Genomic DNA, 13,546 nt, shown 5'->3' on the forward strand with positions numbered 1-13,546 from the left:
GTTCCAACGGACTTCACCTTGATCACCAGGTATCAACAAAGGCGCGACGGGCCCGGCCGGCGCGCAAAGAGGCCGACGCGATGCCTTGGCGTATCCACGTGCGGGTCTGCGCGGGGTCGATGACTGCGTCGATCTCCGTCGTGGATGCGACATTGATGGCGTGCCCGCGCTCGTAGGCGCGAGCCACCAACTCGTCGTAAAGCGCCTGGCGCTGCGGCCCCTCGGGGACGTTCTCAAGCTCTTTCTTGAAGCCCAGCCGGATGGAGCCTTCCAGGCCCATGGGGCCGAATTCGCCCGTTGGCCACGACACCGCGCAACTGGCCGAGCGAAAGCCCCCGCCGGCCATGGCCATGGCGCCCAGACCGTAGCCCTTGCGCAAGGCAATTGCCAGGATGGCGACGCGCAGCTTGGCCGCGACCACGAACATGCGCGACACATGCCGCACTTGTGCCTTGGCCTCTTGCTCTGGCCCGACCATGAATCCCGGCGTATCGATCAACGAAATAATGGGCAGGCCGTGGATGTCGCAAAGGTTCATGAAGCGTGCCGCCTTGTCGGCCGCATCGGCGTCGATGGCGCCTCCCAGGTGATGCGGATTGTTGGCGATGATCCCGACAGGCTGCCCTTCCACACGAGCCAGCGCGGTGTGCATTCCCAGGCCGAACCCCGAGCGCAGCATCAATACGCTGCCTACGTCGGCAATGCCTTCGATGGCCTTGCGGCTGTCGTAGACCCGCAGGCGATTCTCGGGCACCACATGGCGAAGGTGGCGCGGGTCGGGCGCCACCCAATCCTTGGTGCGGCCCTGGAACATGGACAGATAGTGCTTGGCCGCCGCGACGGCCTGCGCCTCGTTGTCGACCAGGATGTCGATGACGCCATTGGCGAACTGCACCGGCGCGGGGCCAACGTCCTCCGGCCGGAAGATGCCCAGTCCTCCGCCTTCGATCATCGCCGGGCCGGCCATGCCGATGTTGGCGCTCTTGTCGGCGATGATGACATCGCAGACCCCTAGAAAGGCGGCGTTGCCCGCGAAACAGCGTCCCGAAACAATGCCTAGCAAAGGCACTTCGCCACTGAGTTCGGCCAACGCGGCGAACGACGGCTGATACAGCCCGGACACGAACGGAAAATCCACATCGCCCGGCCGCCCGCCTCCGCCTTCGGCAAACAACACCATCGGCATTTCGTCGCGGCGGGCCCGTTCCACCAGCCTGTCGGTCTTGATGTGGTTGCGTTTGCCCTGCGTGCCCGCCAGCACCGTCGCGTCATAGGCCATCACCCCGGTCAGCGACCCGTCGTAGCCGAATGCGTCGCCGTTGACGTTGCCAATGCCGGTGACAATGCCGTCCGCGGGCGTGTTGGCGATCAGGTCTTCCTTGCTGCGGCGGGTGGCCTGCGCGGCGATGACCAGCGCGCCAAACTCCACGAACGAGCCTTCATCGCACAGGTCGTCCACGTTCTCCCGTGCGGTGCGCTGCCCTCGCGAACGGCGCTTGGCCACGGCCTGCGGGCGCGCGTCATCGTAAAGCGACGCATGGCGGTCGAGCACGGCTTGCAGGTCAGGGCGCACCGCGTCCAGATCGATCGCGTCTGTCACGACATCGGTGTCGTCACCACTCGATTCCTGTTCCAGCAAGACCAGGATCTGGCCTTCAAGCACGTTGCCGCCACTGGCGGCCGGCACCTGGACGACCCTGCCATTGAAGTCGGCGACGACGGTGTATTCCATTTTCATCGCTTCGATCACGGCGATGGGTTGGCCCTTGAGCACGACCGCGCCAGCGCTCACGGACACCTCGACCAGGCGGCCGCTTAGCGGCGCGCGCGATGCCGACAGCCCTTCGGGCACTGCGGCCTGCGCTGCCTGCGGCAAGTTGGCTGCCGCCGCGCTGCGCCCGCCCGAATCCCCGATCAGGCTGTCCTGGGCCTGCTGCTCCTTTGCGTACTGCTCGGCCGCTGCAAGCAGTTCCCCTAGGATGGCCTCGATGTAGCGCGTATGGTTGCGCTGCGACAGGAAGTCCTCGCGGGCCACCAGCGCCTGCAAAAGATGGATATTCGTCGCGACACCGGCAATGCGGAACTCGGCCAGGCAGCGGCGCAACCGCCGCACCACGCCCGAGAAATCGTCGCTGCCGCTGAATACGATCAGCTTGGCCAGCAGCGTGTCGAACGCCGGGGCGGGCGAGTACCCGCTGTAGGCATGGGTGTCGACGCGCACTTCGGGGCCGGCGGGCGGCTCAAAACGCTCCAGCCTGCCGTGTGCCGGGCGTGCCATGCCCGTGGCATCGGTCGATTCTGCATTGATGCGCACCTGGATGGCGTAACCGTTCAGCCCCGGCGGGTTGGTCGGATCCACGCCCAGTTCGGCCAGGCGCTTACCCTGCGCGACCCCGATCTGCAAGGCCACCAGATCCACACCAGTGACCTGCTCGGTAATCGTATGTTCGACCTGCAACCGGGGATTGGCTTCGATGAACACAAAGTCCGTCTGCACCCCGTGCTCGTTCTCTTCGACCAGGAATTCAAAGGTACCCAGGCTGCGGTACTCCACCTTGGCCGCCATTTTCTTTGCCGCGGCAAGAATGGCGGCGCGCAGCGGGGCGCTTAGCACCGGGCTGGGCGCGATCTCGACCACTTTCTGAAAGCGGCGCTGTAGCGTGCAATCCCGATCGCCAAGCGCGACCACCGACGCCCCATCGCCGGCAATCTGCACTTCGATATGACGCGCGCGATTGACCAGACGTTCCGCGTACAGCGCGTCCACACCAAAGGCCGACATGGCTTCCGACCGGCAGCGGGCATAGCGCTCGGCGATATCGGCTTTGGACTTGACGACGCGCATCCCGCGCCCGCCGCCTCCGCCAACCGCCTTGATGACGATCCCGACCCCGCCCTGCTCGTCGAAGAACCGTTCGACGTCCGCAAGGCTTGCACCGCCTGGCGTGGCGGGCATGACGGGCACGCCGCATTCGCGGGCCAGTTGCAACGCGCGGCCTTTGTCTCCGAACAGGGCGAGGTGATCGGCATTCGGGCCGATGAACGTGATTCCCGCCGCATCGCAAGCCAGGGCAAAATCCGCCCTTTCACTCAAGAAGCCATACCCGGGATGGATGGCATCGCAATGCTCGGCCATGGCTACGGCAATGATGGCGTCGATATCGATATAAGCCGCCGGACCGGAGCCGGTCAGCGCAACCGAGGTATCCGCAACAATTCGATGCCTGGAGTTTGAATCGTCCTGGGAATACACCGCGACGCTTTCCAACCCAAGGTCGCGCACCGCGCGAATGACTCGCACGGCGATTTCGCCACGATTGGCAACCAACACTCTTTTCATAGCGATCCTATGTCTCTGCTCTAACTCTTATGCTCAAGTTCTTCGGCTGCTGCCCCTAGCCCTTGCATGTTCCTGCCAGACGAGGCGCGCCCGCGGGCAGGCGCCGATAGGCATTAACATGCAAGCGGATACGCGCAATCGCAGCCCGGCTTGATCCGGCGGTTGTCGTTAACTTGGTGAGGATGGTAGGAGTCGTGCCACAGCCGCACAATTCACATTTTTCTCTGACCCCTATAGCCGTTCGGCATGTGTCTCGATAAAAGCAGGCGGAAATGGAACTCAGACAATTAAGAACGGTTTTGGCGATCGCGGAAACCGGCAGCCTCACCAAGGCGGCGGAACTGCTGCACGTTGTGCAGCCCGCCCTGTCCCGGCAGCTCAAGCAACTGGAAGACGAACTGGGCACTGCGCTTTTCGAGCGCAACCGGCTTGGAATGGTGCTGACGGTGCCAGGCCGCCGGTTTGTCGATCAGGTGCGGGTTTCCCTTAAGGGGCTCAATGAAGCCCGGGCCGACATCGGCGCTGCAAAATCGGATTTGCTTGGCACGGTGTCCATCGGCATGCTGCCCGGCCTGGCGGCCCCGCTTGCCGGCCCGCTCGTCATCGCGTTGCAGCAGCAGTATCCCAATCTGCGCGTGCGCATCGCCACCGGCTTTTCGGATTTCCTGCAAGAGGGGCTGGAGGGCGGCAAGCTTGATATCTGCCTGATGGGCGACTATCTGCAATCCGAACTTCTGCAGACCTCGCCCGCTTATTCCGAACCCATCTACGTCTTCGGCCTGCCGGGATCCGGATTATCCGAAGACACCCCGATGACGCTCGAGGCCGTCTCCAGAATGCCCATGGTGGTGCCGGAAGCGCGCAGCTTGCGCAACGTGATAGATCGCGCCTGCACCATCCTTGGCGTCAACCTGAATCTGGTTGCCGAGTCGGACAGCACCGCGGTCATTCTTGATCTGGTGTTACGCGGGGTCGGCTACACCATCCTGCCCGTCATTCCCATCATGACGATGCTGGCCGAAAAGCGCATCGAAGGCGCGCCCATCATCAGCCCCACGCTGCAACGCACCGTGATCATCGGCACCGCCGTGCTGAACCGCAACCCCCGCATCGTCAATGTGCTGCATGCCGAGCTGATCCGCCTGCTCGAGCCCTACATCAAACAGTTCGAGCACGTCGGCGTACGCTGGCTGGCTGATTGAATACATCCCTCTGCGTACACCCTCCGCGTGCCACCTCCGCGTGCCCCTCTGCGCGGCACCCGGCACGCACCGGGCCACGGCCCAGCTATGCTCAATCGCTATGACCCTCGTCAAAATTAGTTAATTGTCCCGAGACGGATCGCCCCCCTAAGATCATTCCCGCGTCGTGGCATTGCCAGCAGACAAGTCATGCACCCAACGGGTGTATGCCCGGTCCGCCTGCCGGCCGGCCGGGGCCAGGAATCTTGGGAGGCGAATGTGCAGAATTCCTCTAACAGCACACACACAGCGGGCGACGAGGCAGTCGGCCCGGAGCAGTACTTCCAGCGCATGCTCGAACAAGGGCAGTTCATGATTCAGCGCTGCGAAACCACCGGCCGCGCCGTTTTCTATCCTCGGGCCATCTCCCCTTATGGCGGCGGACGCCTGCGCTGGGAAGCGGCCAGTGGCGGCGGCACCATCTATTCGACCACTGTGGTGCGCCAACGCCCCGAACGGGGTGGAAATTACTGCGTCGTCCTGGTGGACCTTGAAGAAGGGCCGCGCCTGATGAGTACCGTTGTCGACATGGATCCGCTTGCGGTGACGATCGGCATGCGAGTCCGTGCAGAAGTGCGGCGCCAGTCCTCTGGCGTGCCGCGCGTGGTGTTCGTGCGCGCGGACTGACCGCGTGTGGTGTCTGTGCGCGCGGACTCACCGCGCGACGCCTGTTAATTGGAATGACTTGATGGCTACTAGTACAAGAGGGGCCTCGGCAATTGTCGGGGTCGGCACCACGCCTGGCTGGAACAGCCCCGGGTTCTCGGCGTTGGATCAACTCGGCATCGCCGTTCAGGCGGCGGCGGCCGATGCGGGCATCGGCGTGAACCAGATCGACGGCTTGTTCACGTCCACCCTGACGCATTTCATGCCCGCCCTGTCCGTGGCGGAGTATCTCGGCATCCATCCGACCTATATGGATGGCACCAACATCGGCGGCTCCTCATTTCTGGCCCACCTGTTGTCGGCCACGCTTGCCTTGCAAGCCGGGTTGTGCAAAGTGGCCTGCATTTGCTATGGGTCGAACCAACTGTCGGCGGGCGGCAAGCTGACCACCCTGGCCGAACCCGCCCCCTGGGAGGCGATGTATTCGCCGCGCAACCCCATCAGTGGCTACGCCTTGGCGACCGCACGCCACATGCACCAGTACGGAACCACGCGCGAGCAGCTGGCCAGCGTCGCGGTCGCCGCGCGCCAATGGGCGCAGCTCAATCCTGCCGCGCACGAGCGCGGCCCCCTGAGCATCGCCGATGTTCTGGATTCCCGGCCTATATCCGACCCGCTCACGCTGCGGGACTGCTGCCTGGTGACGGACGGCGGCGGAGCGATGATTCTGGTCGCCGCGGAGCGCGTGCCGGAATTTTCCAACACGCCGGCCTATGTTCTGGGCGTCGGTGAGGCAAGCACGCATCGCCAAATTTCAAGCATGGAAGACCTCACGGTCACCGGTGCCGTGCAATCCGGCCAACGCGCCTTCGAGATGGCGCGCGTCGCACCGCAAGACATCGACGTCCTGCAGCTCTATGACGCATTCACCATCAACCCGATTCTGTTTCTTGAGGACCTGGGCTACTGCGCCAAGGGCGAAGGCGGCGCGTTCGTGGCGTCAGGCGTGACCGCGCCCGGTGGCGCACTGCCGGTCAACACCAACGGCGGCGGCCTGTCCTGCAATCACCCGGGCATGTATGGCATTTTTGCGGCCATCGAAGCGGTGCACCAGATCCGGCGCTCCGCAGGCGCCAGACAGGTTGACGGCGTCGATCTGGCCCTGGCTCACGGCAATGGCGGCCAGTTGGCCAGCCAGGTCACGGCGATTCTCGGATCGCGCGCCACCCTGTAATCGTTGAAACCACGGACACAATCATGAGCACCACCACCAGCACGCCAGTCGTCGACCCCCATCCCTTCGTGGCCGAACGTCAATTGCACAAGCCCCCGTTTGCGGCCAAGGCCAGGTCCGTCAACCGGGCGGCGGTGATAGGTGCCGGCACGATGGGCGGCGGCATTGCGATGTGCTTCGCCAACGCCGGCATACCCGTGGTGCTGCTGGAGAAAGACGCCGAGCGCCTCAGCCAGGGCGTGGCGCGCATCAAAGAAAACTACGCCAACTCCGCGCGGCGCGGCCGGCTCGGCGCAGATGAGGTCGCACAGCGACTCGCCCGCATACAGGGCAGCACGCGCTTCGAGGATCTGGCCGACGTGGATCTGGTCATTGAAGCGGTGTTCGAGGAAATCGGGCTTAAACACGAGATATTCAAGACGCTCGATCGGGTCTGCAAGCCCGGCGCCATCCTGGCCTCAAACACTTCTTTCCTGGACATCGACGCTATCGCGAGCGCCACTCAGCGGCCCCAGGACGTGGTCGGCATGCACTTTTTCAGCCCGGCCAACGTCATGCAGTTGCTGGAAAACGTGCGCGGCTCCGTCACCTCGGACGAGGTGTGCGCCACTGTCATGGACGTGGGCCTCCGCCTGGGCAAGGTCGCCGTGCTGGTGCGGTCCTGCGACGGATTCGTCGGCAACCGCATGTTGGCCAAGCGTACGCGCGAAAGCTATTTCCTGCTCCAGGAAGGCGCCTCGTTCTTTCAGATCGACCGTGTGCTGCGCGACTTCGGCCTTCCGATGGGGCCGTTCGCCATGGCGGATCTGGCAGGGTTGGACGTGGGCTGGCGCAATCGCCAGAGCCGCCTGCAACGCCTGACGCCGCGCGAGCGCGAGTGCGACATGCTGGACCGCATGGTCGCCGCGGGCCGGCTGGGCCAAAAGACCCAGGGCGGTTTCTACGACTATGACAGCGACCGCAAGGCCACCCCATCACCGGCTGCCGAAGCACTGGTCGCCGCACACCGCGCCGCCTCAGGCAGACAAGCGCGGCACATCTCCGACGAGGAAATTCTGGAGCGCTGCCTGTACTCGATGATCAACGAAGCCGCCTATATCCTGGAAGAGAACATCGTCGAACGCGCCTCCGACATCGACGTCGTCTGGCTTAAAGGCTACGGCTTTCCCGCCTATCGGGGCGGCCCGCTGTGCTATGCGGACCAGATCGGCCTGCCCGCCATTCTGGCGGGGCTGCGCAAGTATGAAGCCGTGCACGGCTCCCAATACTGGAAGCCGGCCAATCTCATCGTCAAGCTCGCCCAGGAGGGGCGAGGCTTTCACGATGGCCCTGCCTGAATCCGTCCACACGCAATAAAGGAGAGCACGTCTACGCTGTTCCGGAGGGACGCAGGCACTGTCGATACATGACCTGCGTGGGCGGCTCGGCGCACCGACAGCGCCAACACCGAAGCCAAGGCGTTCGCACATAAAGCGAATCTTGTTCCGTGCGCTCAGGGGCAGGGGTGCCGTCGCAGCCGCCGCACCGCCCCCCCCTTCCCTGAAAAACTCAACCCTCTCCGTCCCGCACCGCCAGCGCCTGCTCGAAAAACGAACTGAGCAGGCGGCTTTCGCGGCGTTCTTTCAGGCAATAGAGATAGGTCTCCGTGCGCACCGGGTCCCCTTCTATGCGGATGGCGCGAAAGCGGGCGTCGGGAATGAATTCGGCCTCTGATACCGTGCCCAGGCCCAGCCCGCGCGCCACGGCTTCGCGCAGGGCTTCGCGGCTGCCGATCTCCATCACCGGACGTGGCCGCACATTGGCTTGTTCCAGCACGGCCTCCAGGGCGGCGCGTGTGGTGGACCCGGCTTCCCGTTGCAGCAAGGGTGCGTCATGCAGGGCGGACAGCGGCACGCTGTCGAAACGCGCCAGGGGATGGGACACGGGCGCGAACAGGATGACGGCATGACTGGCGTAATGCTCCGCGCTCAGGCCCGGCTCGTCGCGCGCGCCGGCCAGTACCGCGATGTCGGTCACGTAGTTTTCCAGGTCGGCCAGCACCTCGGCGGAATTGCCGACCCGTATCGACATGTCCACGCCGGGGTAAAGACGGTGGTAGGCGTCCACCATTTCAATCACATGAAACGGGCCTACCGCGCCGATACGCAGCTTGCCCGTGTTGAGCTTGCCCGCATCATGCAGCAGGTTGAAGGCGTCCAATTCCAAGGCGCCCAATTGCTGGGCCACCGGCAGCAGCGCCAGCCCGACCTGCGTCAGCTGCGCGCCGCGTCCACGGCGATGGAACAGTTCCACGCCATGCTGCTTTTCCAGTGCCTGGACCTGCGTGGTCAAGGTGGGTTGCGCCAAGCCCAGCGCGCGGGCTCCGGCGCTGAAACTTCCGTGACGCGCGACGGCCAGAAAGGCGCGCAGGCGGGCAACCGACATATAGGTTCCATCTATGGATGAGTGATGAAACGGATGCTAAATCGATAATATGAAGGACATGTGACATCCCTAAGCTTCCTGGCATTCCCTTCCACCACGCCAGGATGCTTGCCATGAAAGCCCCCCTTCGCATTACCGCCCGCCGTACTTTCACCGCCGCCACCGCCGCGATCGCGCTTTGCCTCCTGGGCGCCACGGGCGCCCACGCAGCGCAAGACACACTCACCATCGGGCTGATTCCCGCCGAAGATTCGCAGGCGATGATCGAATCCAGCAAGCAAGTGATCGAGCAGTTGCAGCAACAGACCGGCATGAAAGTGAAGCCGTTCGTGGCAACCGACTACAACGGCATCATCGAAGCGCTGCGCGCCAAGAAGCTGGACGTTGCGTATCTGGGACCGTTCTCGTACGTGCTGGCGGCGTCGGTCGCCGATGTCGAGGCGTTCTCGGTAGCCGTGACCAAGAAGTCCGGCAAAAGCGCCTACAAGAGCTTGATCGTGGTGCGCAAGGACAGCGGTATCAATAGCGTGGAAGGCCTGAAGGGCCACACCTTTGCGTTTGTCGACCCCAGCTCCGCATCGGGCCATCTGTTTCCCAAGTCCGGGCTTGAGCAAGCCGGTTATGACCCCGCCAAGTTGTTCTCGCGCGTGGTGTTCTCGGGCTCGCACGATGCCAGCCTGCTGGCCGTGGCCAACAAGAAAGTTGACGCTGCCGCCGTGGCCGACCGCATCTACGCCAGCGCCATCGCGAAAGGCCAGCTGCGCCAGGATGAGTTGAGCGTCGTGTGGACGTCCAGCGATATCCCGGAATCGCCCATGGTCTGGCGCAAGGACCTGGACCCCGCCGTCAAGGAAAAGGTGGCGCGCGCACTGGCCAATATCAAGGACGTGCCGTGGGGCGACCAAGGCATGCTCAACGGATTCCAGCCCACCACCGACGCCGCCTATAACGTGGTTCGCGACACCGCCAAGGTGCTCAAGCTGGACCTGCGGAGCATGAAATGATTTCGCTGCGCGGCCTGACCAAGCGCTACGGCGCCAACGACGTGCTGCGCGGCGTGGATCTGCAAGCGGACGCCGGCGAATTCCTGGTGATACTGGGACAGTCCGGCGCGGGCAAGTCGACGCTGTTGCGCTGCATGAACCGCCTGGTCGAGGCGGACGCGGGCGAGATGACCGTGGCGGGTATCAACGCCATGGCCGACCGCGACACCCGTGCGCTGCGGCGCCAGGTGGCCATGATCTTCCAGCACCACGACGTGGTGCCGCGCCTGTCGGTGTTGCGCAATGTGCTAACCGGACGGCTGGGCGCCGTGCCAGTGCTGACTTCGGTGCTGCAATTGTTCAGCCGCGCCGACGTCGCGCTGGCGCGGGAATGCCTGGCGCGTGTGGACTTGGCGCACAAGGCGCAGGCCCGCACCGATTCCCTGTCGGGCGGCCAACGCCAGCGCGTCGGCATTGCCCGGGCGCTGGCACAGCGGCCGCGCGTGATTCTGGCCGACGAACCCGTCGCCAGCCTGGACCCGAAGACCGCTCGGCTGGTTATGCAGTATCTGCACTGCGCTACGCGTGAGCTAGGCATCACCGTCGTCTGCAACCTGCACCAGGTCGATTACGCCAGGGAATTTGCCGACCGCATCGTGGGGTTGGCGCACGGCCGCGTGGTGTACGACGGCCTGCCCGGCGCCATGCAGGAGGCCGACCTTGCCCGCATCTACCCCGGTGCCGAACCCGCCGGCGGCGCGGCCCCTGCCGCCGGCGACGCGCCGTTCTCCGCCGAAACGCTGCAAGCCGCGCATAAAGGAGCCTGAGATGGACGACAAGAAATACCTGTGGGTCGCGCCCTTGCCCACCAGCGTAAAGGGCTGGGCATGGGTCATGGCGGCTTTGGCGCTGACGATCGCGGCGCTGCAATGGAGCGCCCAAGGCGCGCAACTGAGCGCCGCGGAGCTGGCTGCCGGCATTCCGCAAATTGCCGACTTCCTGAGCCGGACCTTTCCCCCCGACTGGCGCATCCTGCATTCGCTGACGGCCCCGGCCATCGAAACGGTGCAGATCGCCATCTGGGGCACCTTGCTGGGTGTGCTGGGCGCCCTGCCCGTGTCGTTCCTGGCCGCGCGCAACCTGCACGTCAACCCGTGGTTGTATCGCGCCACGCGGCAGATGCTGAACGTGATCCGCAGTATCAACGAATTGATATTGGCGCTGGTATTCGTCGCGGCGGTGGGGCTGGGCCCCTTCCCCGGCGTGCTGGCGCTGGCCGTGCATGGCGTAGGGATGCTGGGCAAGTTCTTTGCCGAAAGTATCGAGGAAATCGACGACGGCCCGCTGCAAGCGCTGCGTTCCACCGGCGCCCGGCCGTTGCAGGTGATCGTGTTCGGCGTGCTGCCCCAGGTGATCACGGCATGGATCGCGGTGATCCTGTACCGCTTTGAAGTCAACCTGCGTTCCGCCACCGTGCTTGGCATGGTAGGCGCCGGCGGATTGGGCTTTGAACTGGTCAGCAGCTTAAAGCTGTTCAAGTACCAGGAAACGGCAACCTGCATTGTCGTCATCACCGTCATGGTGATCGTGGCTGACCTGATTTCCAACCGCCTGCGCGTTGCGATCCGCGAGAACGGGCGTGGCTGAATCCCCATCATTTTCAGAGACTGACATGTGGCACTTTCATAATCCCGTCGGCGTCGACGCGGGCGATGGCGCGCTGGAGCGCCTGCCCCAGCGGCTGGGTTCGCGGCGCGCGATCCTGATTGCATTTCCCGAGGCGCGAGCGCTGGGCCTTTGCGACCGGGTCCAGGCCATGCTGGGCGAACAGCTCGTAGCCATCGAAACCGATGTGCATCCCAACCCGGACGTCGCCTGGCTGGCCCCGATGTACGAACGCCTGTGGCGCGAGTACCCCGAGGTGGAGTGCATCATCGCGCTGGGCGGAGGCAGCGTGATTGACTGCGCCAAGGCCATGCTGACGCGCACGCCGTCGGGCACCTTCGATGAGTTGCTGGACTGCCTGTCCGGCAACGCGGCGATGACTAGCCCGCCGGACCGCGCGCGCGCCTTGATCGCGCTGCCGACCACGGCCGGCACCGGCAGCGAAGTCACCCCGTGGGCCACTCTGTGGGACCAGCAGAAAAACCGCAAATACTCTTTGCATCTGCCCTGGACCTGGCCGGAAGCGGCCCTGATCGACCCCACGCTGATGCTCAGCCTGCCGTATGGCGCCACGCTTGCAAGCGGCCTGGACGCCCTGTCGCATGCGCTGGAATCGCTATGGAACGTCCATCGCAATCCCGTCTCGGCCAGCCTGGCCGTGTCCGCTGCGCGCCAGGTGCTTTCCGCCCTGCCGCTGCTGATGCAAGACCCGACCAGCAAGGCGCTGCGCTCACGCGTTGCCGTGGCCGCCACCCTGGCCGGGCTGGCGTTCTCCAATACCAAGACTGCGTTGGCGCATTCGTTGTCGTACGGACTGACGCTGGATCACGGCATCGCGCACGGCATTGCCTGCTCGTTCAGCCTGCCGCGTGTCATGCAGATGGCGTTTGGCAAAGACGCGGAACTGGACACCCTGCTGCTGTCCGTGTTCGACGCGCGCGATGCCGACCATGCCGCGCGGGTGTTGACGGCTTTTCTTGAAGACCTGGGCGTCAGCACGGACCCCGCCGCGTATGGCGTTGCACCGGACCAGTGGGACAAGCGCGTGGCCGATGCACTGCTGGGGCCGCGCGGCCGCAATTTTGTCGGCGCCCAATGAGCCGCGCCGATGCCCCTTTTGCCGACTTCGGCACTACTTCCCTTCTCAGGTTGTTGAACATGAATCAGGTTTCCACGCCCCAAGGCGAACCCCTGCCCGCGATTGAAGCGGTGATCTTTGACTGGGCCGGCACGCTGGTGGACTTCGGCTCGCTGGCGCCCACGCAGATCTTTGTCGACGCATTCGCCACCTTCGGCGTGCACATCACGCTGGAGCAGGCGCGCGGCCCCATGGGCTTGTCCAAGCGCGATCACATCCGTACGCTGCTTGCCGACCCGTCCATCCAGGCGCAATGGATCCAAGCGTTCGGCCGGGCGTCAACGGACGCGGACATCGACGCGATCTATCAGCGCTTCATGCCGATGCAGATCGAAAAAGTGGCCGCGTACTCGCAGCCGATTCCGGGCGCGGTGCGGACGTTGAAGACCCTGCGCGAACAAGGCATCAAGATCGGGTCATGCTCGGGTTATCCACGCCAGGTACTGGACGTGCTGTTGCCGCATGCCGCGGCCGACGGCATTGCGCCGGACTGGGTGGTGGCCGGAGACGAACTGCCCGCGGGTGGTCGGCCCGGCCCCTTCATGGCGCTGGCCAACGTGCTGGCGTTGGGTGCGCAAGACGTGCGCCGTTGCATCAAGGTCGATGACACCGCGCCGGGCATCGAGGAAGGACGCAACGCCGGAATGTGGTGCGTGGGCCTGACGCTGTCCGGCAACGAAGTGGGCTACTCGCAAGCGGAACTGGCCGCCGCCGACCCCGTCCAGGTGCAGGCCCGTGTGGCGCATGCCGCCCGCCGCCTGACACAGGCCGGCGCGCACTACGCCATCGACAGCGTGGCCGATCTGCCCGCCGTCATTGAACAGATCAGGCAACGCTTGGCGCGCGGCGAAACGCCCTGAATCTCGGAACGAGTAAACAGGCGCCGACGGGATGCTTCCCGTCGGCGCCTTTTTT

General features: G+C 64.6%; 11 protein-coding genes. 9 read left to right on the forward strand and 2 right to left on the reverse strand.

Annotation, left to right across the window (positions count from 1 at the left end; translation table 11 throughout):
- Positions 1–22: 22 nt before the first annotated feature.
- Entirely contained in the window at positions 23–3,340 is a 3,318-nt protein-coding gene (locus tag AC6LJY_RS12675; RefSeq protein ID WP_498136069.1) for an acetyl-CoA carboxylase family protein, read from the reverse strand.
- Positions 3,341–3,612: 272 nt separating this feature from the next.
- Here AC6LJY_RS12675 and AC6LJY_RS12680 point away from each other — a divergent pair, with 272 nt between their 5' ends.
- From AC6LJY_RS12680 to AC6LJY_RS12695, 4 genes are all read left to right on the forward strand, one after another.
- Positions 3,613–4,542 (forward strand): LysR family transcriptional regulator, encoded by a 930-nt coding sequence (locus AC6LJY_RS12680; RefSeq protein ID WP_498136070.1) that lies wholly within the window; start codon positions 3,613–3,615, stop codon positions 4,540–4,542.
- Between the two features lie 258 nt (positions 4,543–4,800).
- Positions 4,801–5,208 carry a Zn-ribbon domain-containing OB-fold protein gene (locus AC6LJY_RS12685; RefSeq protein ID WP_255444435.1) on the forward strand — a complete coding sequence of 136 codons (408 nt, stop codon included), beginning with the start codon at positions 4,801–4,803 and terminating at the stop codon, positions 5,206–5,208.
- Between the two features lie 61 nt (positions 5,209–5,269).
- Positions 5,270–6,421, forward strand: a complete 1,152-nt coding sequence (locus AC6LJY_RS12690; RefSeq protein WP_498136127.1) for an acetyl-CoA acetyltransferase — start codon at positions 5,270–5,272, stop codon at positions 6,419–6,421.
- Positions 6,422–6,444: 23 nt separating this feature from the next.
- Positions 6,445–7,758, forward strand: coding sequence for a 3-hydroxyacyl-CoA dehydrogenase (locus AC6LJY_RS12695; protein WP_498136071.1), 1,314 nt, complete (start codon positions 6,445–6,447; stop codon positions 7,756–7,758).
- Between the two features lie 211 nt (positions 7,759–7,969).
- Here the strand turns inward: AC6LJY_RS12695 and AC6LJY_RS12700 are convergent, their stop codons facing one another.
- The gene (locus tag AC6LJY_RS12700; protein WP_498136072.1) at positions 7,970–8,845 is read right to left on the reverse strand and encodes a LysR substrate-binding domain-containing protein; all 876 of its coding nucleotides are present in this window, start codon (positions 8,843–8,845) and stop codon (positions 7,970–7,972) included.
- 113 nt (positions 8,846–8,958) lie between these two features.
- Here AC6LJY_RS12700 and phnD point away from each other — a divergent pair, with 113 nt between their 5' ends.
- From phnD to phnX, 5 genes are read left to right on the forward strand one after another with little or no spacing between them, the layout of a single operon-like run.
- Complete coding sequence (gene phnD, locus AC6LJY_RS12705) at positions 8,959–9,849, forward strand: phosphonate ABC transporter substrate-binding protein (protein WP_498136073.1); 891 nt, start codon at positions 8,959–8,961, stop codon at positions 9,847–9,849.
- A complete protein-coding gene (gene phnC, locus AC6LJY_RS12710) occupies positions 9,846–10,655 on the forward strand; it encodes a phosphonate ABC transporter ATP-binding protein (RefSeq protein WP_046804827.1) in 810 nt (269 codons plus the stop codon). The genes phnD and phnC overlap by 4 nt, the downstream gene beginning before the upstream one ends.
- 1 nt (position 10,656) lies before the next feature.
- Positions 10,657–11,475, forward strand: a complete 819-nt coding sequence (gene phnE / locus AC6LJY_RS12715) for a phosphonate ABC transporter, permease protein PhnE (protein WP_485800649.1) — start codon at positions 10,657–10,659, stop codon at positions 11,473–11,475.
- Positions 11,476–11,500: 25 nt separating this feature from the next.
- On the forward strand, positions 11,501–12,592 hold the full coding sequence (gene psrA / locus AC6LJY_RS12720; protein ID WP_498136074.1) for an iron-containing alcohol dehydrogenase PsrA: 1,092 nt from the start codon (positions 11,501–11,503) through the stop codon (positions 12,590–12,592).
- Positions 12,593–12,651: 59 nt separating this feature from the next.
- Positions 12,652–13,491: a phosphonoacetaldehyde hydrolase gene (phnX, locus tag AC6LJY_RS12725; protein WP_498136075.1), complete on the forward strand. Its 840-nt coding sequence runs from the start codon at positions 12,652–12,654 to the stop codon at positions 13,489–13,491.
- The last annotated feature ends 55 nt before the right edge of the window (positions 13,492–13,546 follow it).

The sequence above is a fragment of the Achromobacter sp. RT286_PF genome (assembly GCF_059760425.1).